Annotated in this window: 22 protein-coding genes and 1 tRNA gene; 7 read left to right on the top strand and 16 right to left on the bottom strand. The window is 62.6% G+C overall.

Translation table 11 applies throughout. The features are described 5' to 3' along the window. Nucleotides 1–56: 56 nt before the first annotated feature. From Q1A53_RS10155 to rlmB, 7 genes are all read right to left on the bottom strand, one after another. Entirely contained in the window at nt 57–1,103 is a 1,047-nt protein-coding gene (locus Q1A53_RS10155; RefSeq protein WP_299965866.1) for a PucR family transcriptional regulator, read from the bottom strand. Next, nucleotides 1,100–2,533: a PucC family protein gene (locus Q1A53_RS10150; RefSeq protein ID WP_299965863.1), complete on the bottom strand. Its 1,434-nt coding sequence runs from the start codon at nt 2,531–2,533 to the stop codon at nt 1,100–1,102. The genes Q1A53_RS10155 and Q1A53_RS10150 overlap by 4 nt, the downstream gene beginning before the upstream one ends. Before the next feature lie 90 nt (nt 2,534–2,623). Then, nucleotides 2,624–2,968 carry a light-harvesting protein gene (locus Q1A53_RS10145; RefSeq protein WP_299965860.1) on the bottom strand — a complete coding sequence of 115 codons (345 nt, stop codon included), beginning with the start codon at nt 2,966–2,968 and terminating at the stop codon, nt 2,624–2,626. 12 nt (nt 2,969–2,980) lie between these two features. Continuing rightward, the gene (gene pufB, locus Q1A53_RS10140; protein WP_299965857.1) at nt 2,981–3,136 is read right to left on the bottom strand and encodes a light-harvesting antenna LH1, beta subunit; all 156 of its coding nucleotides are present in this window, start codon (nt 3,134–3,136) and stop codon (nt 2,981–2,983) included. A 489-nt stretch (nt 3,137–3,625) separates the two neighbouring features. After that, nucleotides 3,626–4,093, bottom strand: a complete 468-nt coding sequence (locus Q1A53_RS10135) for a CoA-binding protein (protein ID WP_299965854.1) — start codon at nt 4,091–4,093, stop codon at nt 3,626–3,628. A gap of 213 nt (nt 4,094–4,306) precedes the next feature. Next, the gene (locus Q1A53_RS10130) at nt 4,307–4,624 is read right to left on the bottom strand and encodes a hypothetical protein (protein WP_299965851.1); all 318 of its coding nucleotides are present in this window, start codon (nt 4,622–4,624) and stop codon (nt 4,307–4,309) included. 23 nt (nt 4,625–4,647) lie between these two features. Then, nucleotides 4,648–5,424, bottom strand: coding sequence for a 23S rRNA (guanosine(2251)-2'-O)-methyltransferase RlmB (gene rlmB, locus Q1A53_RS10125; RefSeq protein ID WP_299965848.1), 777 nt, complete (start codon nt 5,422–5,424; stop codon nt 4,648–4,650). Between the two features lie 111 nt (nt 5,425–5,535). On the opposite strand from rlmB, the gene Q1A53_RS10120 reads away from it, so the two are divergent. Beyond that, nucleotides 5,536–5,619: transfer RNA gene (locus Q1A53_RS10120), tRNA-Tyr, on the top strand. 446 nt (nt 5,620–6,065) lie between these two features. Here Q1A53_RS10120 and Q1A53_RS10115 read toward each other — a convergent pair. Genes Q1A53_RS10115 through hisA form a run of 3 tightly spaced genes read right to left on the bottom strand, consistent with a single transcriptional unit; the run spans nt 6,066 to nt 7,889 of the window. Then, nucleotides 6,066–6,371, bottom strand: a complete 306-nt coding sequence (locus tag Q1A53_RS10115; RefSeq protein ID WP_299965845.1) for a phosphoribosyl-ATP diphosphatase — start codon at nt 6,369–6,371, stop codon at nt 6,066–6,068. Further along, nucleotides 6,368–7,129: an imidazole glycerol phosphate synthase subunit HisF gene (hisF, locus tag Q1A53_RS10110; RefSeq protein ID WP_299965842.1), complete on the bottom strand. Its 762-nt coding sequence runs from the start codon at nt 7,127–7,129 to the stop codon at nt 6,368–6,370. Before hisF ends, Q1A53_RS10115 begins: the two co-directional genes overlap by 4 nt. Nucleotides 7,130–7,166: 37 nt before the next feature. Beyond that, entirely contained in the window at nt 7,167–7,889 is a 723-nt protein-coding gene (hisA, locus tag Q1A53_RS10105; RefSeq protein WP_299965839.1) for a 1-(5-phosphoribosyl)-5-[(5-phosphoribosylamino)methylideneamino]imidazole-4-carboxamide isomerase, read from the bottom strand. 228 nt (nt 7,890–8,117) lie between these two features. Between hisA and Q1A53_RS10100 the strand changes: the two genes are divergently transcribed. Next, nucleotides 8,118–8,591, top strand: a complete 474-nt coding sequence (locus Q1A53_RS10100) for a hypothetical protein (protein WP_299965836.1) — start codon at nt 8,118–8,120, stop codon at nt 8,589–8,591. Nucleotides 8,592–9,742: 1,151 nt separating this feature from the next. On the opposite strand, the gene Q1A53_RS10095 is transcribed toward Q1A53_RS10100, so the two are convergent. Genes Q1A53_RS10095 through Q1A53_RS10080 form a run of 4 tightly spaced genes read right to left on the bottom strand, consistent with a single transcriptional unit; the run spans nt 9,743 to nt 13,945 of the window. Further along, nucleotides 9,743–10,723 carry a sugar-binding domain-containing protein gene (locus tag Q1A53_RS10095; RefSeq protein ID WP_299965833.1) on the bottom strand — a complete coding sequence of 327 codons (981 nt, stop codon included), beginning with the start codon at nt 10,721–10,723 and terminating at the stop codon, nt 9,743–9,745. Nucleotides 10,724–10,726: 3 nt separating this feature from the next. Next, nucleotides 10,727–11,392 (bottom strand): class II aldolase/adducin family protein, encoded by a 666-nt coding sequence (locus Q1A53_RS10090; protein ID WP_299965830.1) that lies wholly within the window; start codon nt 11,390–11,392, stop codon nt 10,727–10,729. Beyond that, a complete protein-coding gene (locus Q1A53_RS10085; RefSeq protein ID WP_299965828.1) occupies nt 11,385–12,422 on the bottom strand; it encodes a zinc-binding dehydrogenase in 1,038 nt (345 codons plus the stop codon). Before Q1A53_RS10085 ends, Q1A53_RS10090 begins: the two co-directional genes overlap by 8 nt. 11 nt (nt 12,423–12,433) lie before the next feature. Continuing rightward, nucleotides 12,434–13,945, bottom strand: a complete 1,512-nt coding sequence (locus tag Q1A53_RS10080; protein WP_299965826.1) for an FGGY family carbohydrate kinase — start codon at nt 13,943–13,945, stop codon at nt 12,434–12,436. Between the two features lie 113 nt (nt 13,946–14,058). Here Q1A53_RS10080 and Q1A53_RS10075 point away from each other — a divergent pair, with 113 nt between their 5' ends. From Q1A53_RS10075 to Q1A53_RS10060, 4 genes are all read left to right on the top strand, one after another. After that, nucleotides 14,059–15,030, top strand: a complete 972-nt coding sequence (locus Q1A53_RS10075; protein ID WP_299965824.1) for a sugar ABC transporter substrate-binding protein — start codon at nt 14,059–14,061, stop codon at nt 15,028–15,030. 66 nt (nt 15,031–15,096) lie between these two features. Continuing rightward, nucleotides 15,097–16,620 carry a sugar ABC transporter ATP-binding protein gene (locus Q1A53_RS10070; protein WP_299965822.1) on the top strand — a complete coding sequence of 508 codons (1,524 nt, stop codon included), beginning with the start codon at nt 15,097–15,099 and terminating at the stop codon, nt 16,618–16,620. Beyond that, on the top strand, nt 16,610–17,584 hold the full coding sequence (locus tag Q1A53_RS10065) for an ABC transporter permease (RefSeq protein WP_299965820.1): 975 nt from the start codon (nt 16,610–16,612) through the stop codon (nt 17,582–17,584). Before Q1A53_RS10070 ends, Q1A53_RS10065 begins: the two co-directional genes overlap by 11 nt. Nucleotides 17,585–17,587: 3 nt before the next feature. After that, nucleotides 17,588–18,562: an ABC transporter permease gene (locus Q1A53_RS10060; protein ID WP_299965818.1), complete on the top strand. Its 975-nt coding sequence runs from the start codon at nt 17,588–17,590 to the stop codon at nt 18,560–18,562. Here the strand turns inward: Q1A53_RS10060 and Q1A53_RS10055 are convergent. Further along, nucleotides 18,559–20,820: a molybdopterin-dependent oxidoreductase gene (locus tag Q1A53_RS10055; protein WP_299965816.1), complete on the bottom strand. Its 2,262-nt coding sequence runs from the start codon at nt 20,818–20,820 to the stop codon at nt 18,559–18,561. The two genes, Q1A53_RS10060 and Q1A53_RS10055, sit on opposite strands and share 4 nt — an antisense overlap. Before the next feature lie 9 nt (nt 20,821–20,829). Next, nucleotides 20,830–21,924, bottom strand: a complete 1,095-nt coding sequence (locus Q1A53_RS10050) for an alcohol dehydrogenase catalytic domain-containing protein (RefSeq protein ID WP_299965814.1) — start codon at nt 21,922–21,924, stop codon at nt 20,830–20,832. A 71-nt stretch (nt 21,925–21,995) separates the two neighbouring features. On the opposite strand from Q1A53_RS10050, the gene Q1A53_RS10045 reads away from it, so the two are divergent. Continuing rightward, the gene (locus tag Q1A53_RS10045; RefSeq protein WP_299965812.1) at nt 21,996–22,922 is read left to right on the top strand and encodes a transketolase; all 927 of its coding nucleotides are present in this window, start codon (nt 21,996–21,998) and stop codon (nt 22,920–22,922) included. Nucleotides 22,923–22,924 lie beyond the last annotated feature (2 nt).

Below are 22,924 nucleotides of genomic sequence, written 5' to 3'. Positions count from 1 at the left end.
GAGAATAAGCAGTATTGCCTAGGTACAATTACCCAGACGCACGGAGACAGACCCGCTCAGCGGCGGATCAGTGTCGGGATGCGCAACAGCCCGGAGAAGGAGAAGCCCTTGTTCTTTCTGGGCGAAGCACCGTGGGGGATCACCAGTGGCAGAAAGACATCCGCCATGCGGGCGTGGCGCTGGAACAGCGACCCCGTAAAGGGTTTGCGACGGCTGATCAGCGGCAGGATCAGCTTTGCCATCCGCGCATGGCGGGGGAAGGCGAACTTATCCGTGGGCTTCCGGTCGCTGAGCAAGGGGATGGGAAAGTTTGCCATGCGGGGCCCGCCGGGGATCAGCGCGTTGGTACCGGTCTTGCCATTGATGAGCAGTGGAAAAGGCCAGTTGGCCATGCGCGTGTGCCGCCCGATCAGCGTACCGTCGTAGGGTTTGCGGCGGCTGATCAGCGGCAGGATCAGGTTTGCCATCCGGGCATGGCGCGGAAAGGCGAAGCGGTCGTAGGGCTTGCGCTTGCTTAGCAGCGGGATGGGAAACTTGGCCATCCGGGCGTGGCGCGGAAAGGCAAAGTTGTCCTTGGGCTTGCGGCGGCTGATCAGTGGCAGGATGAAGTTGGCCATCCGCGCGTGACGCGGAAAGGCAAAAAGATCAAAAGGTTTGCGGCGACTGATCAGCGGGATTGGCCAGTCGGCCATGTGATAGGTATCACTCTCCGGATCGCGCGGCGCAGGGGTCAGAAAGCGCGGGTGGTTGGTCAGGACCGACCCGCCACCGCTGCCGGGGCGATCCTTGACAAAGACCTCCTCGGTCAGGTCGCCCATGTCGGCGGCCCCTTCTTGCGCTGTCAGCTCGCGCGTCATGCGGGCGGCGCCCAGGGGTTTGTAGGTCGCCCGGGCCAACAGGACGGCCCCGCCTTTCTTCAACCGGTCTGCGTAGGCTGTGGCGGTCTTTTTCTCCACTTGCTCTTTGGTCAGCGCGTCGACCACTTTGCCTGCGTCCGACAGCACATAGAGATCGGCGCGGGGAAAGCCTTCGATCTCCAACGAGCGTTTGACCCGGGATGCCACTGTGGCGTCCTCGAAATATCGGGTGATGACGTTTGTCATGATGCCTCCGCCGGATGAGGGGGCGGCCCGGCTGCGGGCCGCGGGGACGTGTGCTGCTGCGATGTCTGTCTCGCTTGGGACAGAAGCATAGCGCAGGCGAGCACAAGGAAAACAATTTCAACCAGAAAAACCGCCCTGTAGGGGGCATGAGCGGTCGTCTCAAGCCCGTTCGGCAGGGCGAGGATCGCGTCGCGCAGGATGCCGGCGAGCGCAACGCCCAACCCGGCGAAGCTTGCCTGCACAGCACCCCAGGTGCCAAGTGCAAGGCCGATGCGGTCCCGCGGCGCGGCACGGATCGTGGCTGTCAGCGTAGCGTGACCGAAGAGCCCTGCCCCCAGGCCGGTCAGAAGCGTGCCCGCCAGAAACATGAGCGCACCACCGCCCAGCGATGACAGGATGATGGCGCCAAATCCCGGCACGCCGGTCAGCGCGCCGATGAGCGCCAGCCGCAGCGGCGCGCCTCCGCGGCCCAGCACCTTTGAGGCGATGCCAAAGCCGATGAGCGTACCGCCCGCGAGCAACGCGGTCAGCCGCGTCGTCTCCGCCACCGAAAACCCGAGCACCTGTCCGCCGTAGGGTTCCAGCAGCACATCTGCCGCCCCGAACCCTAACGTGCCAAGCGCGATGATGATCAGCAAAGGCCGCAGCGGCGCCATCTGTGGCCAGACCGTGCGGAAGGGGGCGGGAACAGTGCCTTGAACCCGCTGGGCGCGCACACGATCACGCGCTTCCTGCTTCCACATGGCAAAGAGATTGAGCGCGACGGTCAGCACCGCGGCCCCCTGAATGACCTGAATGAGCCGTCCCGGCGAGTAGGTCTGCAGAAGGGCGCCGAAAACCAGCGCGCTCAGCACCATACCGACGAGCAGCATCACATACATCAGCCCCACAACCTTGGGCTGGTCTTCCTCGCGCACCAGATCGGTGGCGAGCGCCAGACCGACGGTCTGCACCATATGCACGCCCGCACCCACCAGCAGAAACGCCAGTGCCGCAGACGACAGCCCCCACCAGCGCGGCGCGTCAAAGGACTCGCCGTAGCCCGAGAGCACAAGCAACGCGAAAGGCATGATGGCAAAGCCGCCGAACTGGTAGAGCGTGCCTTTCCAGATATAGGGGACCCGTCGCAGCCCGAGGGCCGAGACATGCACGTCAGAGCGGTAGCCGATCACCATGCGCAAGGGCGCAAACAGCAACGGCAGCGCCAGCATGACCGCCACAAGCGAGGCAGGCACCGACAGCTCCACGATCATCACGCGGTTGAGCGTACCGGCGAGCAACACGACCGCCATGCCGACGGTGACCTGAAAGAGCGACAGCCGCAGCAGCCGCGACAGGGGCACATCCTCGGTTGCGACATCGGCAAAGGGCAGATACCGCGGGGCAATGGACGCCAGCTTGCGCAGGGCGAATGCACGATATTGGATCATCGGCTCCTCGCGGTGGATGGGCAGAAAGGCGGCGCCAGAGGTCCGCCGTCGCAGTGCGGGCCCCTCACCGCAGTGGCAAGGGGCCGCGGGTCACTGTTCTATGACAGCCGGTTGCGAGACCTTCATCGGGGCCGCCGCATCCAGTGTCGCCGTTCGGACAGAGCCGTCCGGCATCATCACCAGCAGTCGCTGGCCACCATCCGGGGATGGCATGGCATAGGACGCCTTGGCCACCGATGCTGCACCTTCGTCGATGAGCATCGCTTCCTGCTGATCCCCGGAGCCGAGCTCCTGACCAGAGAGGAAATCAGACACCCAGGAGGTGTTGCTGAGAACGGCCACATGTACTGCGAAAGAGCCCACAGCCACTGCGCCGAGAAACACCGGGACGCCCACGGCGGGCGGGACGACAAGCCACATTTTTGCGTTGTTCATGGTGTTTCCTTTTTAGCCCAGCCAAGGGGTGGCTGCTGCGACGAGCATATGTGCAACCAGTGCGATGGCACCAAAAACACGTGTGCCATCAATGAGATAGCTGTGCACTTCTTCGGCTTCGGGTAAGGTAAGACCGGTGGGCCAAACCTTGTCGGGATCGTCGGACATCTTATTCCTCCAAGTCTGCTTCAAATGAATTGCGCCGCACCCCTCCAGAGAGAAAAAGGGGCCCTGCTGCCACGCAGCTCCTGATCGCGGCGCGCACAGCCGGATCCGAGTCCAGTGTGTCATACTTTATTGACAAAGCAAGTGTAATTTTTACTAGACACTCGTGATCTAGGTGTCGCGACCTCCTGTTGACCAATGTGTGACCATGCGCCCTACCCGGACAAACGGAGGCGCGATCGCGTGGTATCGGTGGCTCACGGCAGACTGAAAGAGCGTTGCCCGGCAGCGCAGATCAAGCGCCCGTCCGGCACCCTACAGACCATTTGTATCTTAGGGATCTACGGTATTTTGGAAAGACACCTCCGCGCCGCCAGATCTTCTTGGCAAACAGGCGGACGCATTTGGATCGCCCGGCGCTGCTCCATCACGCTGACGAGACTGGCGTCGCCCCTGCCCTTCGATGCGGCGGATCTGTCCAGGGTCCAGACCTTAGAGCTTGCTGGAAATCACCCCGGTGGCAAAGCCACCCATCCGCAGCTCTCCGAAAAGCCGTTGGTATTCGATCTTGGGACAGCGGTTCTGGATGACCGTGACCCCGCGGGCCTCCGCCTGGGCTGCCGCGTCGGCATGCTCCACACCGATTTGCATCCAGATCGTCTGCAGGTCGGGAAAGAGGTCGAGTGCTTCGGCCACGATGGGGGGTACGGCGTCAGACCGCCGGAAGATGTCGACCATATCGACCCCGCCGGGGATCTCCGCCAGACCGGCGCGCACCTGCTGTCCAAAGAGCGTGGCCCCCGCATGTCCGGGGTTTACCGGGATCACCTCGAACCCTTTCAGCGACAGATAGCGGGCCACATAGTAGCTGGGCCTCACAGGGTTCATCGACACGCCCACCACGGCGATGCGCCGGGTCCGGGTCAGGATATCTTTCAACATCGAGTCCGAATAGGTCATGCTGCACCCTACACATCTGCCGCGTGAAAAAAAGCGCCCGATGCTGAAAAGCAAAGGGCGCTGCAAGGTACGGAACGAGGGACAGTCATGAAATCGAAAAGCGTTCCGGGCTCTCCAACTGACGTTTAGATATGCGTGCAAACCGCATATGCAATTAGTCTCGCAAACCTGTGAACGATTGGTTAAAAAAATGCCGAAAATGCGCCGATTTGATCAATCAAGGATGTCTTCGATCACGTCAAAGGCCTCTTTCATGAGATACACCATGAGCCCCTTGCGCCGTTTGCCGGGCTTGCTGCGCGATTTGTGGTATTTGTGCTTCTTGGATTTTTTCGGACGGGTCGGTGCGGGTCGCACAGCGGACGGTTTGACGAGGTCGCGTTGCCCGGGATGGTCCTGCGGCAGGCGTTTGAGATCGTGCAACGGCGCGCCGCAACTGGCGCAGGTCAGCTCATGCCGTGCGTGATCCAGCACCAGGGCCGCGCGCGTCCCGCAATAGCAACATGTGGCGATTTTCGTGGACCTGCTCATCAAGGCTTCCTCTCACCGCGCCATCATGCGCGCGCTCTACTCGCATATAAGGCGATCGCGGCCGCGTTTGAAACATTCAGCGATCCGAAACCGCCCGCAGCATCGATCCGCACCAGCCCGTCCACCACGTCCTTTGTCTTTGCACGCAGGCCGGGGCCTTCCGCCCCGAAAACGAGAGCGACGGGCCGGTCCAGATGGTCCGCCACGGCCTTCTCGATGGTCTGCTCTGCCTCTCCGTCGAGCCCCAGAACCAGATAGCCCATCCGCTGGAGCGCCGCGATGCTGTCGGCCAGGTTGCGCACCCGCAGATAGGGCTGACGCTCCAGCGCGCCGCTGGCGGTCTTGGCCAGGGCACCGGTCTCGGGCGCGGAATGATGCCGCGTGCCGATGACGGCAGAAGCGCCCAGAACCTCCGCCGACCGCAGGATGGCACCGACGTTATGCGGATCGGTGACCCGGTCCAGCATCACCACGCGCGGTGCCGCAGGACCGATGCACACATCCTCCAGCGTGCCCCAATCGAGCGGCTTCACTTCCATGGCTGCCCCCTGATGGACCGAGCCGGGATCAATGGGCACGCTGAACTTGCGCGGATCAACGATCTCGGGCGCGATACCGGCTTGGGCAATCGCCGCTTCCAGCTTGTTCTGGGCGTTGAGCGTCACCACAAGGCGCAGTTTCTGACGCGCCGGGTTCATCAGCGCATCTCGCACGGCGTGTAATCCGAAAAGCCACAGGGTTTCACGGCCCTGCGCTTTTTTCTCCTGCTCTTTTTGCACAACCCATTTGGGTTTTTTCATCGTCCTTGCCCCGTATTTGCGGCCTGCCAAAAAGCTGCGCATTGCATCTTGACGCCTTCAGGTACCGCTTGTAATCACGCCTCCACCGCAGGTGCAATGCACGCGCGGCGTGGGCGACAGGCCGCAAGGTGTGGCAGGGGACTGTAACTCCCTCGCGGAGACGCACGCCTGGTTCGATTCCAGGGTCGCCCACCACTTCTCCTTCTTCAGTTAAGTTACTGCGCAAAAAGGCAATCTAGCGGTCAGACGCCCGGTTTCTTGGCTGTCCGCAGGGCTTTCGGCAAGATCCATCACGACATCGGCGCGTCTCTCACTCGGCGGGCCCGCGAGAGACTGCGCAAAAGCTTGACGCTCGGTGTGATACCATCAGTCAGATGGCGTTTTGGCGCGAAGGGGCTCGGGGACGAGTGATTGGAGCCCGGTTTCTCCCATGCAAGAGGCATCCAAGATCACCCGCTTAAGTACTGCGCGGGTGAAAGGCCTTCGAAGGCCTTTCCGGCGGCTTTGCGCCCCATCGGCCCGGGATTTCGGGCGAGGTCACGTGACAGCCTGCCCATCCGGTCAAAGATCCGGCGCGGTGTGCCAGCCGTTCGACCCTCTAAAGCTCGATGCGCACGAGGCGCTCAAGCGAGCGGCGTGGATCAGCGGGCGGCTTTTTCGGCGAGCCCGGACTGGCCCTGCCGACGGTCAAGCTCCGCCAATACATCGCTTAGGGAAATGTCGCTGGCCGCCAGCATCACCAACAGATGGTAGAGCACATCGGCCGCCTCCGCGGTCAGCGCTGCGGTGTCGCCCCGGGCCGCTTCGATGATGGCCTCGACGGCTTCCTCGCCAAATTTCTCGGCGCATTTGGCGGGCCCTTTTGCCAGCAGCTGCGCGGTCCAGCTACTCTCGGGGTCGGCGGTCTTGCGCGCCTCGATGGTGGCAAAGAGATCCTCGAGCGTCATGACAGCCTCATGGGGATGCCGGCGCGGGCCATATGCGCCTTGGCCTCGGCGATGGTGAAATCGCCGAAATGAAAGATCGACGCGGCGAGCACGGCGGAGGCGCCGCCCTCGGTCACCCCTTCGACCAGATGATCGAGCGTGCCCACCCCGCCAGAGGCGATCACCGGCACCTCGACCGCGTCCGAAATGGCCCGTGTGAGCGGCAGGTTGAACCCCGCCCGCGTACCGTCCCGGTCCATGGAGGTGAGCAGGATCTCCCCTGCCCCTTTGTCCGCCACGGTTCGGGCGAAATCCACCGCGTCGATGCCTGTTGGTTTACGCCCGCCATGGGTAAAGATCTCCCATTTGCCGGGTGCGACGGTCTTGGCATCAATGGCCACGACGATGCACTGGCTGCCGAAGTGGTCCGCAGCCTCGGCCACCACATCCGGATTAGCCACGGCGGCGGAGTTGAAAGACACCTTGTCCGCCCCCGCCCGCAGCAGCGCACGCACATCATCGCGGGTTCGCACACCGCCGCCCACGGTAAGGGGAATGTAGCAATGCTCCGCCGTGCGGGTCACCACATCGAACATGGTGGCGCGGTTTTCGTGGGTGGCGGTGATGTCGAGAAAACACAGCTCATCCGCGCCCGCCGCATCATAGGCCACCGCCGCATCGACCGGATCACCCGCGTCGCGCAGATCGACAAAGTTCACGCCCTTGACCACCCTCCCTTCGGCCACGTCGAGACAGGGGATGATACGGGTCTTCAGCATCGCTTGGCACCCTTGCTGCAGGGTCCGGGTTCACGCGTCATTGCTTGAGGACCTGCAGTGCTTCCGCCAGATCCAGCGCCCCGTCATAGAGCGCGCGACCGGAGATGGCGCCCGCCAGTCCCGCCCCGCAGTCGCGCAGCGCGATGAGATCTTCGATGGAGGATACGCCGCCCGACGCGATCACCGGAATATCAACAGCCCGGGCCAGCGCCGCAGTCGCCTCTACGTTCGGGCCGCCCATCGCTCCGTCCCGCAGGATGTCGGTGTAGACGATGGCGGCGACCCCCGCATCCTCAAAGGATTTTGCCAGATCGGTGACCTCTACATCTGTTTCTTCGGCCCATCCCTTGGTGGCCACGCGGCCGTTGCGCGCGTCGATGCCCACCGCGATGTGACCGGGGTAGATCGCGGCTGCCTCGCGCACGAGACCCGGGTTTTCAACGGCCACGGTCCCCAGGATGACGCGCGTCACCCCCTTTTCCAGCCAGGTATCGATGGTCGCCATGTCGCGGATGCCACCGCCCAACTGCACCGGAACCGTGCAGCTTTTCAGGATAGCCTCCACAGCATCGGCGTTGACGGGCGTCCCGGCAAACGCGCCATTAAGGTCCACCAGATGCAGCCATTCGCATCCCGCCTTGACGAAACTTGCGGCCTGCGCCGTGGGATCCTCGTTGAAAACGGTCGAGCGTTCCATATCGCCGTGGATCAGACGCACAGCCTGCCCGTCTTTGAGGTCGATGGCGGGAAAGAGGATCATACGCGCTGTCCAATCGTGCGAGTTTGGGGAATATCCGCGGTCTCTTGCACCCTTTGGGCGTTTTTTGCAACGCCGCATCGGCCGTGGTGACGGGCGGCCTCGCACGGGCGGACGGCATTTGTGGCGCGGCGCTCAACAGTTCTTTAACGGTCAATTGCTTAAATATAGCGATTCATGGTGTGGCGAGAGGCGATACCGGCATTGTTTTGGTTCTGACTGGGGTTCAATATGGGGTATCGGCGCAAACCACCCTCTGAAATCACACCGGAGTATGAGGACGCCGGGCTTTTCAAGAACAAGGTCGGCCAGATTTCGGTCGAGCTGGTTCCGCAGATGACGCGCAACAGCCGCAACGATCTGGTGGTGCGCGGTTTCGTCAATCGCACCATCGAGATCGAGGTTGCCTTTGCCGGGCGGCGGGTCAAGGAAGTGGGCCCGCTTGAAACATATCTGAAAGCGGTGCGCAGCAAAGCGGTGAAAGCGGCCAAGGCCAAAGGGTTGCCAGAGCCTGACATCGACAGGATGCGCCTGCCCGTCCTTATCGAAGGTGCCTGGCGACCGCGGTTCCAGCGCGATCAGGCCGGATGGGAAACGCGCAGCTATTACCTCTTTGCGGCACGCTGGTCGGTTCTGGACGGGGAAGGTAATACCGTGTCCTTTGGCTCGCGCCCTCTGGTAGTCGCCGAGCAACCGAGCGCCTGACTTTTCAGCCGCGGCATCGGTGGACCGGGCCGAGAGGAGTCTGCTTTGCTTCTGATGTCCGATTTTCCCGGATGCCTCCCGCGCGCGGGAAACCATTCCGGATCCTCAAGCGTCGGTGAAAACCGGACTTTCCAGAGGGTTGGCAGGGTCGGGGCAAAGAGGACCATGGCTGTTGTCGTGGAACTGTTTCACCTCAGCGCCGCTCATCCACTCGACCCAGTCTCCTCCACGGGTGATCTTGCCTGGTGAGGCGATGCCCAAGTGTTTGCAATACCGATGATGTAGGATCGCCTTGGCGGTGAACAGCCCGTGTTCCAAAGGCTCGTTTGGTTGCAGGATGGGATGTCACTCTGCGCCAGGATCGGACGGGCCGTCCACGGCAGCGCGTGAGAGACGGTTTCTAGAGACCCTTTTGCAGTTTCACGAGTTGCTTTGTTGACCACGTAGGTGCCGACAGTGCTGCCAGTCCGGTCCGCAGCGCCGAGGAAAATAGGGTCCCGGTCTTGCAGGAGGTCTGGCGATCTCCCTATCGACGTAACCCGCAGGCTATCGTTTGAACTTCTGACATTTGGGCCTGTCAGCGTCCGTATCGGGCAAACGGAATATGCCCTGAAACGACAACCAGCGATGCCGGGCGCGCCAGAGTTGGGATCGCCGACGCCGAAACTTAGAGGCAGTTATTCAACGTCCAGCGTGGGGCGATGAACGTCACGAAGCATTTCTTCCTCCGCGTTCAGACCTGTGGAACGGTTTCAGTATCGGGCTCACACCATTTGGCGACCATCTCGATAGTAATCTCAGCACCCCCGATCAGCTGGGCGCTGGCAGCTAATGATCGGGTCGCTTTTGCTTTGACGACCTGCGTCCCCCCTGATCAGTTGTTGCGCAAAGGACCGGGGATCGCTCGCGCATCCAGGACGCAGCTGCCCCTTGGTACGTCGGTCCATTTCAACGGCCAGATCAATCATCGGCCTGAGAGAGCCTATACACAGATCTGCTGCCTGAAATGCCATGCCCGGGGGAAGGATCCTTAAAGGGTCGCCAGCTAACCTCTCGGTCGCACTGGCACGCAGTTCTGTGGCTGGCGGTCAATGGCCCCTGCCCGACAGAAGCACGGATCTTGATGCAGGTGGCACCAGCCGGTCCCCCGATCAGGAGTTGGACTGTAGAAGCGCCGCTGCCAAGCCCCGGTCCACGCAGAGGTGCGTTGCAAACCCTCCGGCAATGGCCGCGCGCGTTGCGTCGGCCCGGTCCTCACCGCAAACCACCAGCATGATCTTGCGGGCTGCGCGGAGATTTTTGAGGCTTGTCGTGACCACACGGTCCGACGGCGGCAGCGCACATTCCTGCCCCTGCGCATCAATGTAGCGACAACAGATGACACCTTTGGCACCGGCCTTTTCGGCGGCCTTGGCCTCGCCGGGGGTGGCCATGCCCGCCGCAACGAGATGCGTGTCTTTGGAGACGTTTCCAATCGAGGAGACGACCATATCCAGAGCCCGCAGCCGGTTCATCTGGGCCGCGATCGTCGGCTCAAGGCGCAGCGCGCGCGCAAGATCGACGGTAGAGACAATCGCCGGGGCGTGCAGCGTGAAACACCGCGCACCGATCTGGTTGGCAATCTGAATGGCGCAGGTTTCGGAGGCGGGAACCCGGTCAGAAATCATGGATCCGATCAGCTGGCTGACCTCCACCCCCTCGACCCGCGCACGTGGCAGCGCATTGCACAGCGCCAGAACCGTCTCGCCCCAGGCAACGCCAATCTTGTCCCCCGGTTCGACCACATTCAAAAAGGCCGTCGCCGCGACACGGCCCAACTGGCGCAACACGGCAGCGCGGTCCGTCTCCGCGCTGTTGAACGTGTCGGAGATATAGACGTCTTCCAACCCGAACTTGTCGCGCAGATCACGCGACAGGCTGCTTTCGGTCAGATGCCGGCCGCTCACATGGATCTCGACGATCCCCTCGTCGCGGGCATCGCGCAGCAGATTGACGACCGTTACACGTGACACCTGCAGACGCTTGGCGATTTCCGACTGGGTCAGCCCCTCACCGTAGTAGAGCAGCGCCACATTGGACAACTGCGTGGCGCGATCGCCGTCCTTGGAGAATGTGCCGCCCGATCTGTTCATGGATCAGCTGTTGACCTTCTTTTCACCGGCCTGTCCATAGTTTTTGCGGAACCAGTTGTAGCAGCGGTCGATCTCCTGGTCGGACAGTTCTTCGACAGGGCCGCGGGTCATGGCCAGATGCGTGGTCATGGCGGCCTCTTCCAGATACATCGCAAAGCTTGTCGCCTCGGACGCGGATGCGCCCATGGTAAAGACGCCGTGGGCCTTCACCAGCACCGCCCAGCCGCCGTCCGCAGCATCAATGATGGCCTGCCCTGTGTCGACCTCACCGGGTGTCGCGTAGCGCGAACAGGGAATGTCCCGGCCCAGCATATGCGTGATCGGGGTCAACACGGCAGGGATGCGTTCACCGCGCGCCGCAAAGCTGCTGGCGTAAGGCGAATGTGTATGCGTGATGCCAAACACGTCCGCGCGCTGCTTGTAGATATAAAGGTGGATGCCCGTATCGACAGAAGGCCGCATCTCGCCTTCGATCACGGCGCCGTCCGGATCAACGACGACCATGGTCTCCGGCGTCAGTTTCGCGAATTTCACGCCGGACGGTTTGATCACCACCAGCCCTGTTTCCGGGTCGCGCCCCGACACGTTGCCGCCGGAACCGACAACCAAGCCATTGTTGGGCAATTCATGGTTTTGCGCGCAAACTTCTTCTTTGAGGGCTTCAAGCATCTGGCACTCCATGGGGGTAGACGACGATTTTCAGGGACTTTTCGGCCTTGACCAACAGGCGGAATGCGTCGGCGCTGTCGGCGATATCAAAGCGGTGTGAGATCGCGTCGCGGGCGTTGATCCGGCCCGCTTCCAGCAGGCGGATATAGCTGTAGGTGTCGGTATGATCGGACGAATAGCGCGAAGTGATGGTGATCTGGTCGAAATAGGCCTTGTGGCCGTCCTGAACCCAATCGGTTTCGGGTGGCAGCGGGGCGCCCAGATGCAGGCATCCGCCAACCTCGACCAATGCAAGGGCCTGCGCCCATGCCGAAGCGAACGGCGCGATGACGATGACGGTGTCCGCCAGACGACCGTTATTGAGCGCACGCATGGCCTCAACCGCGTCTTCGGTCTTGGGGTTGATCGTATGGGTCGCGCCAAAGTGACGGGACTTTTCCAGCCGCCAGTCGGAAAAGTCGAGCGCCACGACCTTACCCGCCCCGAACAGCGGCGCCATATGCACAAATCCCTGCCCCATGAAACCTGCGCCCACCACGGCCACGGTATCGCCCGGTTGAATATTGCAGACCTTCAGACCGGACAAAACGCACGACCACGGCTCGATCGTGACAGCCTCTTCGTCGGTGATGCTGTCCGGCAGCTTGTGGGTATCCATGGCCAGATGCTGGGCCGTTACGCGGAAGTAATCGCAGACCCCGCCGGGATCGAGCCGGTTTTTCCTGTAGAACGGATCGCGGGTGAAATGGCCGCGGCGCGACAGGTGACTGTCCACCCGACCGACGTGGTGATTGACGAACACCCGGTCGCCGATGCTGTAGTCGGTGACGCCCGCGCCAACCTCGACCACCTCGCCCGCAGGCTCGTGGCCCAGCACTTTGGCCTCGGACTTGTACCAGGCCATGGTTTCGCCACCGCAAAGCCCGCAGGCCCGGGTTTTCAGCAGCAGCTCCCCGGGTCCGATCTGAGGAACGGGGACATCCTCCAGCCGGATATCGTCGATGGCGTATTGAACGGCCGCGCGCATCATATTGGACAAGGTCAGTCCCCTTTCGGTTGGTTGAGGGCATGTTGCACGCCCCGCATCGCGTCCGACAACATCGTGTAGCGCGCATAGGGGCCTTCATAGGCCGCATGCGCTGTGGCATCGCAGCGGTAGCGGGTGACCTGCCCCTGTCTGCGGGTCAGACCGATGGCGTTTTCGCCGGTGACTGCCGCCCGCCCGATACAGGACGCGCCCCAAAGCCCCAGATCGTCGGCGGGCTTGACCAGCACATCCTGACCCATCACATCCGCGATGATCTGACACCAGACCGGATTGCGCGCGCCACCGCCGGTCAGATGCACAGGCACGTCGGGCAAACCACCTTCGGTTTCGAAACAGTGGCGCAGGCTATAGGCCGTCCCTTCCATCACGGCGCGGCCCAGTTCGCCCTTGGTGCTCGTTGATGACATGCCAATAAAGGATGCGCGGATCGCCGGGCTTACAAAGGGTGCGCGCTCGCCATTCAGATAGGGCAGGAATGTAACACCGTTCGCCCCGATGGGGATCTCTCTGACCAGGGCGTTGAGTTTGTCGGCAATCGCGCCCGCGCTTTCCCCGCCGAGGCTTTGGGGATGCAGGGTCGCGAACCAGTCAAAGGCGGCAGCGCCTGTAGAGGGGGCCAGGATGCGAATGATGACATCTTCCGTCGCGTGCAGGGCCGCAGCGGCCACCGGTGGCTCATGCCCTGCAGCGGTGTCGCGTAGGATCGTGACCACGGCGGTGGTGCCGAGGATCATCATGGCATCGCCGGGTTTTGACAGCCCCAACCCCGCGATCATCGCCGCAATATCCAGCGTTGCCACCGACACTGGCGTGCCTTGGGGCAACCCAGTCTGCTGTGCTGCCGTCGTCGTCAACTCACCCAGAATGTCAGTCGCCTTGCGGGGCGCGGGCAAGGCCGCGCGCATGTCTTCGCAGTCCAGTGCCATGATCGCGTCACCGTACCTGCGCCGCTCGATGTCCATGAACGGGATGGACGCGTTGGCGAAGTCAGTCGCCACAGCACCGGTCAGCTGCGCCCCGATCCAGTCGCCACAGGTCACCACATGCGCGACCTTTGCCGCCGACGTCGGTTCATGGGTGCGCAACCACCTCCATCCCAGCGCCGACGTACCCGGCCACAGCGCGGTGTCGCATCCACGCCCCACGATATCCAACGCCCCGGCCCTGCGCAGCTGTGCCAGATCGGCCGCGGTATCGGGGCGCGTATCGGACCACAGGATTGCGTGTCGAACGGGCTGCGCCCGCTCATCAAGGGGCCAAAACCCGTCGCCCTGGGCACAGATCCCCAGCGAGCCGACATCCGCGCCCTCAATCTGTCGGGCCAGCGCTTTGAGGCAGGCGGCCGTCTCGGTCCAGACCGCCATGGGATCCTGCTCGTTCGACCCATCGGCGGATCGAAGAACCAGCGTGGCCCTCTCCGCCCGGGCCATAGCCCTGCCCGCCGCATCATAGGCGGCAGCTTTGATGGTTGTGGTCCCCACATCCAGACCGATTGATAGCGTCATCGCAACACCCCTTCACACCAAACATCTGAAATAAAAATTGACATTTGTAAACATCTTTGATTTTCATCTGGTTGATTGACGGACCACGCGTCAGGATTTCTAGGGAGGATCACATGAGTTCAATTCAAAAGGCCATTGTCGCCGGTGTCATCGCGACATTTGCGGCACCCGCTCTGGCGGACGGGCATCTGAGCCTCGAAGGCAAGACGATCGGCGTCGCTGTCGTCGGCACCCAGCATTTCTGGGACCGCGAGGCGTTTAACGGTGCAACCAGCACGGTCGAGGAACTGGGCGGTACAGTTGTTCCGGTTGACGGCGGCCGGGACAATCAGGTTCACGCCGACAACCACGACATCTTGCTGAACAACGGCGTTGATGCGGTGATTTCGATCCTGGGTGACGGCGCGGTCGAGCCGAAGTTCGAGGCCCTGCAAGAGGCAGGCATTCCGGTCTTCACCGTTGATCATCCCAGCCCCTTTGCAATCAACAATACCACATCCGACAACTACTACATGGGCACGACCATTGGTCGCTACATGGCCGATGCCATCGGGGGCGAAGGCAAGGTCGCCGTATTCAACGCCTTTGAAGGCGCGCTGCGGATCTGCGGCATTCGGACGGGATTGTGGAAATACGTCCTGCAGGATTATCCCAACATTGAAATCATCCAGCCCGAACTGGCCGAAGAATTTGCGAACGCGCCGGAAAATGCGCGGATCCAGACCCTGGACCTGCTGAGCCAATATCCCGAGGGCGAGCTTGACGCGATCCATGTGGGGTGCTGGGACCAGCCGGCCATCGGTGTCGTGCAGGCTCTGGAGGAGACGGGCCGTACCGATGTGCTCGTCACCGCGCTCGATGGTGGGCCGGATACGCTAGAGATCATGGCCGAGGACGGCTCCCCCTTCGTGGCCAATGTGGCCCAGCAGCCCAATGTCATCGGCTCGACATCGGCGATGAACGTCGCGCGTCATTTTGCCGGTGAAGAGCTGTTGCCGCAAACCTACGTGGACGTGGTGCCGGTGAACGGCCAGGCCGAAGCCATCGCGGCCTATGAACAGCTTGGCTACGGCTCGCTGGAGTAAGACTTGCACACAGACAGACGGGTGGCGGGACGCCCGCCGCCCCTTGACCAGCGAGGGAGCCGTTTCATGGGGCATGCCGCCTTTCGTCTGTCCGGTATTGTCAAGGATTTTCCCGGTGTCCGTGCGCTCGATCACGCCTCCCTTGAAGTGATGCCCGGCGAAGTTCACGGGCTGGTGGGTGAAAACGGTGCGGGCAAATCCACGGTGATCAAGGTGCTTGCGGGTGTCTACCAGCCCGAGGCGGGACAGATCGAAGTGGACGGGCAACGCCTGTCGCCCGCGACCCCTCTATCGGTGCACGCAGTAGGCGTGCGGTTCATCCATCAGGAATTGCACCTCGTCCCGCATTTCACGGTAACGGAATCCGTCTTCATGGGGCAGGAACGCACCGCCCGTCTCGGTCTGGCAAAACGCGAGATGCGCCGCGCGGCTGAAGCATTTCTGCGCGATGCCCTTGGCCTTGATCTGCCGGGCAACCGGTTGATCCGCGATCTGGGGACAGCAGAAAGAAAACTCGTGCAGGTGGCGCGTGCGCTCATCGATGGCGAGGCGAAGGTGGTGGTTTTCGACGAACCGACAGCGCCGCTTGCCTCCAATGAAGTCGATATCGTGATGGAGGCGATTGCCCGCCTCAAGGCACAGGGCATCGCGATCCTCTATGTCTCCCACTACCTGTCCGAGATCACCGAGATCTGCGACCGGGTGACTGTGTTTCGCCAGGGCGAGACGGTCGGCGTCTTTGACACCATCACCGACGCCAGCGCGGGCGATCTGGTCTTTGCCATGGTGGGGCGCAACATCACCGATATGTTCCCGCCAAAGGGGTCGCGCGCCACGGGGCGCGGGCTGGAGATCTCCGGGCTGACTGATGGCGCGAAATTCGCCCCGCTGTCGCTCTCAGTCGGTGAAGGTGAGATCGTGGGCATCGCGGGTCTGATCGGCTCAGGGCGAGAGGAATTCGTCGATACGCTGTACGGATTGCGCCGAAAGACATCGGGGCATGTGACCTTCGACGGCAGCCCGCTGCACATCGCAACAGCGGCGCAGGCAGTCAAGGCCGGGCTGGTGCTCGTCCCGCGGGACCGGCGGCACGACGGGCTGGTCCTGCCGATGACCGTGACCGAGAACGCAACGCTCGCCACGCTGGAAGATAACGCGACCGCGGGCATCGAGAACCGCAAGGCCGCGCGCACTGCCACTGAAGCTCAGATCCAGGCCCTCGATATTCGCCCCCCCAACCCGGACGCCGTCACGCGGCTGCTCAGCGGCGGGAACCAGCAAAAGGTCGTGCTGGCCCGGTGGCTGGCAACATCGGCGCGAATTTTCATTTTTGACGAACCTACCGTTGGCGTGGACGTAGGCGCCAAGGCGGAAATCTATCAATTGATCGAAGACCTCGCAGCCAAGGGCGCCTGCATCATCCTGTCCTCCTCCGACCCGGTCGAGTTACAAGGTGTCTGCGACCGGATCGCCGTCATGACGCGCGGCGCGCTGGTGGGCGAACTGAACGCGGGCGAGATCACCGTGGACGACCTTGTGGCGGCCACGACAGGTGCTGCCTCATTGGCGGAGATCCGCGATGCAGGCTGATGCGCAGGGTCGCCGGTTTCTGCTGGAGCTTTTCGGTTTTCTGCCCGTGATCATCTTTGCGGGCGTGCTGGTCTACATCAGCTTCAACGCGCCAAACTTTGTCACCTTGCGCAATCTGGAACTGATTGTGATGCAAAGCCTTCCGGTCGTGCTGGTATGTGCCGGGCTCGCGGCGGTGGTGATGGCGGGAGGGGACGACGTCGTGTCGGGGGGAATTGATCTGTCGATCCCCGCGACCGCCGTGCTGTCGGCGGGCATCACGGCGCAGATGCTCAGCCTTGGCTATCCCCTCCTCTTTTGTGCAGCGGCAGCGCTGGCGGCATCGACGGTGGTTGGCGTGCTGAATGCCCTGCTGGTCACCCGGATCCAGATGACGCCGCTCTTGACGACGCTGGCCATGTTCGTAGCGGTCGTGGGGGCGAACAATGTCGTGACTGCAAGCCGCCGGATCAACGTCGATCATCCGTGGATCATCGCCCTGCGGGCACAGGATGTCGGGGGTGTACCGCTGGGCATCGTGGTGGTCGCCCTGGTTGTCGCAGCAGCCTTCTTTCTGCTGCACCAGACCCGTTGGGGCCTGAACCTGCAGGCCGCGGGCGGCAGCCGCGATGCCGCTGAAATCTCCGGACTGAATGTGAACCGTTTCATCGACCAGAGCTTTCTGCTCGCCGCCTTCACGGGTTTCATCTGCGGGTTTTTCATCCTCGCCCGCGGGTCGGGCAGTTCACCCGGCGTCCAGGACAACCTGATGCTGGAGATGGTTCTGGCGACTTTTCTGGGGGCTGCCTTTTCGCCGCGCCGCGTGGTGACGATGTGGGGGGCCGTTCTGGGCGCGCTTTTGGTCGCCGCCATTTCCATCGGGTTCAAATCCATGGGCGTGAACTTGTTCTGGACAGGTCTGATCAAGGGATCGCTGATCGTTCTCGTGGTCGCCTTTTCCGCCATTTCGCAACGGGCGCGCTGAGCGATGTCCAGCACCTCCGCACCCTCAGGCCCCTTTGCAAACATCTTCCTGCGGTTCGGCTTTTTGATCGTCTTTGCGGCATTCTTTGCCCTTTTTGCCGTATGGAACCCGGTCTTTGTTCAGGGCGGCAACCTGATGAACATCGTCGAAGGGTCTGCCGTGCTGATGATCGTCGCCCTGGGCATGACGCTGATCGTCGCCACGGGTGGCATTGATCTGAGCATCGGCATCGCCCTCGACTTTGGCGCGGCCTTTGCTGTGGTGGCGATGAAGACCTACGGGCTGGACTGGTTCGGGGCCGCCTGTGCGGGCATCATCGGCGGCTCTCTTGTCGGGCTCTTTAACGCAGCACTGGTCGTGGGCCTGAGGATCAGCCCGTTTCTGGCGACCCTGAGCACGTTCTTCATCGGCTCCTCCGTTCAGCGCATCTTCACCAACGGCGGTGGACCGATCTCGCATCGGCGCATGCCGGAGGAGTTTCGCAACCTCGCCCTGGGCCAGATAGCGGGCATCCCGACCGAAGCGGTCATCGCCTTTGTGCTCGCGGTTCTCTATTTTCTGGTTCTGGAGCGGTCGATCTGGGGCCGCCGCATTCACGCGATGGGCATGCAGCGGTCAGCCGCTGTTGTGGCGGGCATCCGCGTGAACCGCATCCTCCTGCTGTGCTTTGTCCTGGCGTCGGCGACCTGTGCGGTGGGCGGGCTGATTGCGGCGGCAAACATCCGCATGTTCACCCCGCTGTCAGGCTTTTCCTACCTCTTGGACGCGATTGCCGCGGTGTTCATCGGGGCGGCCCTGCACCCGCGCGGACGGCCCAACATTCCGGGCACCGTCATCGGCGTGTTGTTCCTCGGCATGGTGGCCAACGGACTGAACTTGATGGGCCTCAATTTCAACACCAAGGATGCTCTACAGGGCATTATCCTGCTGTCCGCTCTTGCGCTGGCCGTTGCGCAGCGCAAGGCCCGCAACGGCTAGGAGGCGATCACCGGCGGTCGGGTGACGCGCAGGGCGGGCAGCGGACCGGTCCACCGCTCTGCCCGCACCACAGAGGTATGCGCGATATTGCCCTGGCTGAGCCCGGAGCATCCCTTGTCGATGGTCAGCACGTTGGGATTGCCATGCACATCCATCAGCGTGCCGTCCACGTCCTGCACATCGAGCCACGCGCCGGTCGGCAGCGAAATGCAATCGGCGCGCATGTCCGGACTGGTCCGAAAGGCGCACAGACAGGCGCCGCGCGCATTGCTGAGCTTGATCAGGTCGCCCTCCGTCAGCTTCAGCATCGCGGCGGCGTCGGGATGAAGGGTGCACACCTCACGCCCCTGCCGCTTGGTCGCCTGCGCTTCGGACCCCATATCGTTCTGCGCATGCAGGCGCGTGTCCGGCTGGCCGGTGATCAGATGGAATGTTCCGCTGTCCAGCGCCCCGCCCTCAATGGGGGCAAGCCAGACGGGATGCCCCGGACAATCCGCCAGATCCATGTGGGCAATAGTCCGGTTGAACAATGTCAGCTTCCCGCTTTCCGTGCTCAACCCGTGGGCATCGGGGGCGGCAATGAACTGGCTGAATGCAACGCGCCGCTCTGTCGCGTGGGGCACGTCAAAGCGCCCTTCCGTACGGAACGTGTCAAACTCGGGCAACGCAAAGCCGTGCGCTTTCGCGACACTTTCGGCACGCGCCCAGATATGGCGCAGCCAGCCATCGGTGCTGCGGCCTTCGGTAAAGGCATCGCGCAGGCCAAGCCGTTCCGCGACATCGGCAAAGATGGTGTGATCGTCGCGTGCGTCACCCATCGGATCGAACATCCGGCTCATAAAAAGCAGGATCGGATCACGCCGGTTCATCATGATGTCGTCGCGTTCAAGCGGGGTTGTGGCAGGCAGTACCAGATCCGCGCGGCGGGCGGTCGCGGTCCAGCTGTGTTCATTCACGATGACGGTCTCGGGCCGGCACCATGCCTGTTGCAAGCGAAAGAGATCCTGATGGTGATGAAAGGGATTGCCACCGGTCCACCAGATCAGTCGCAAATCCGGGTAGTGACGCGTCTGCCCGTCGTATCGGTAGGGTTGACCCGGCTGCAGCAGGCAATCCGCGATGCGTGCCACGGGGATGAAATCCGTGACCTGGTTGGGCGCCTTCGGCAGCGACGGCCAGGGGATCAGCCTGGCCGCGCGACCAACGGGCGTGGTTGAGCCGTAACCGAAGGCGTAGCCCGTGCCGGGTTGCCCGATCTGACCCAACACACAGGCCAGCGCGAGACCGGCCCAGATTGGTTGCTCCCCATGATCTGCGCGCTGCAGGCCCCAGGCCAGCGAGACCATCACCCGTTTGCGCGTCAGCTCCTCGGCCAGATCGGCGATATCGCCCGCATCGAGATCACAAATCTGCGCCGCCCAGGCAACGGTCTTGGGAATGCCGTCGCTGTCCCCCCGCACGTAGCGCTCCAGGGTGGGCCAACCGCTGGTATAGCGCTCCAGAAAACCCCTGTCCTCACGTCCCAGACGCAAGATCTCGTGGATCAGCGCAAGGATCAGCGCGGTGTCCGTTCCCGGCTTGATTGCCAGCCAATCCTCCTGTGCCTCCCCCCGCTCGGGCGAGATGGTCACGACCCGCACACCCGCGCTCTTCAATGCGTGGATCCATGGTGCGACCTCATGCGTCGACGTGCCTGCTGCGGTGATCTGCGCGGTGCGTGCTGACAGACCGCCAAAAGCCAGCATGACGTCGCAATGCTCCGTCACCAGCGGCATGGCCGTCACCTGATCCTGAAACGCGCGATGTGTCAGGCCCAGTACATGCGGAAACAGCACCTCGGCGGCCGCGTGAGAGTATGTCTCGCGCGATGAGGTAAAGCCGCCCGCCACCGACAGCATCCGGCGCATCTGGCTTTGCGCGTGGTGAAAACGCCCCGCGCTCGACCACCCGTAGGAGCCACCAAAGATCGCACTGTTCCCGTGGGTTTGCCGCACCCGGTCCAGTTCGGAGGCTGCCAGATCAAGCGCGCGGTCCCAGCCGATCTCCACGAATGTATCGTCGCATCGGGCGGCACCCCTGTCGCCCGCCAGCCAGCCCCTGCGTGCGACGGGGGCCATCACGCGGGCATCGCGGTTGCGGACCGCTGACACCCAGCCGCGCCCGATGCGTGAGGGTGCGGGATCGCCGTCCAGCGGCGTCAGTTCCGTGTCGCCGGGATCGAACTGATAGCTGCCCCAATGTGCGGCGGTGTACTTCATCACGTATCCTCAGAGGGTCGGGTCCAGCATGATCTTGATCTGAAGCTCGTCGGGGTCCGGTCTGCGGGTCAGCGCGGTCTCGAACGCCTCCAGAGCATAGACATGGGTCACACAGGCGTCCCCGTCGATCTTGCCCCGCGCCATCAGATCCAGCGCGGTGGCGTAGGTAAAAGGCGCAAGGTGACCGCCGCGCACGTCCAGTTCCTTGAACTCTCCAAAGATATTCAGGTCCACGCGGGCCGGTGATTTGTAAACACCAAAGACCACGATCCGCGCACCCTTGCGCACGATTTGCAGGCCCTGTTCAAAGGCCGATGTCTGGCCTGATGCCTCCAGAAAAACATCCGCGCCGCGCCCGTCTGTCAGATCGCCAAGCGCCTCATGCAGCCGCGGATCATCCGGAGCAAAGGCCATGTCCGCCCCGAGAGACAGCGCTGCTGTGCGCTTGGCAGCACCTGGGTTGATCACGATCACCTTGCGCGGGGTTTTCAACGCGGCCGCCTGCACCATGCCCATCCCGATGGGCCCTGCCCCGGCAATCACGACCACATCGTCAAACTGGATATCCGCCCGCTGTACACCGTGGATCGCATTGGCCAGCGGTTCCGTGTAGCACGCCGCTTTGGTGCTCAGCCCGTCGGGCACCCGGTGGATAACGGCATTGGCCGGATAGATCATGTACTCCGCCCAGCCACCGTCGCACGTGGCGCCCAGCACCTCCATGCAATCGGTCAGATGATAGGCGCCGCGCTGGCGGAAAAAGTCATTTCCGCTTGTCACATTCAATTCGGCAATGGCGCGGTCACCGACGGACAGACCGTGCATCTCGGCCGCATCCGCACCCAGTTCAACGACCGTTCCTGTAAATTCATGCCCCGGCGTAAACGGAAAAGACAGATCCCACGGCCCGGTCGCATCCCACATGGCGCGGTCTGCTGCACAGATGCCGGAACCGTCGACGCGCACCAGAACCTCGCCCGCACCGGGTCGGGGCACCGGGTGATCTCTCACCAACCGGTGCTTGCCGCCAAACCCCTCACAGCGCACGGCTTTCATCATTTGCGTCATGGTCTCGACCTTTCGTTGACCGGCAGTATCGGGCATCCCACCCCAAATGTCTTGCTCTATACATTTGATCAGTATATTGACTAATGTAAAGAAAAAGGAGCCGTGCAATGCGCAATGAAAGACAAACCGACGATGTCGCCCTGGGCATCCGCCGCAGAGTCTTTGAGCACGCGATCCGTAACAACGGCGGCTATCTCAGTCAGGCGTGTTCCGCGGCAGAACAGCTGGCCTGGCTCTACAATGAGGAGCTGAAGCTCGGCGCACCAACACTGCCGATGATCCCCAAACCGTTTGAGGGCGTGCCGTCGCAGGACAATCCCGACTACCACACCGGCGCGGGCTACAATGGCCCCGCAACGCCCCATCATGACCGCCTGTTCATCGCCCCTGCGCATTATGCGCTCGTGGCCTATGCCACGTTGATAGAGGTCGGACGCATGGCGCCCGAGGGGCTGGAAATGTTCAATCAGGACGGATCGTCGGTGGAGATGATCGGCGCGGAACACAGCCCCGGCATGGAAGTGCACAACGGCACCCTGGGCATTGGCCTCTCGACGGCATCAGGGCTTGCCTACGGGCGGCGGTTGCGCGGGGAGACGGGGCGGACATGGGTCTTTATGTCGGACGGCGAGGTGCAGGAAGGTCAGACATGGGAGGCCGTACAGGCCTGCGCGCACCACGGGATCGATACGGTGCTGGCCATCATGGACGTGAATGACCAGCAATGCGACGGCGCCATGTCGTCGGTCATGGACGTGGGGGATATCCGCACCAAATTTCTCAATTTCGGGGCCTCCTGCGTGGAAATCGACGGTCATGACCTGTCGGCCATGCGCGATGCGGTGCAGGAACCGCACGCTGGCAAGCCGTTGATCATCCTGGCGCGCACCAATCCGTTCCACAGCATGTCGATCCTCGAAGAACGCTTTCCGCGCCTGCATTACGTGCGGTTCAAGTCAGAGGACGAGCGCGCACGCTTCAACACCTCCATCGCGGCCGACCTTGGCGTCGATCCCGTCGACTACGGCCACTAAGG

This window comes from uncultured Roseobacter sp. (genome assembly GCF_947496515.1).
In the GTDB taxonomy this organism is placed as follows: domain Bacteria; phylum Pseudomonadota; class Alphaproteobacteria; order Rhodobacterales; family Rhodobacteraceae; genus Roseobacter.
The sequence above is the reverse complement of the archived record's forward strand: the minus strand, read 5'-3'. Positions and strand labels throughout refer to the sequence as shown.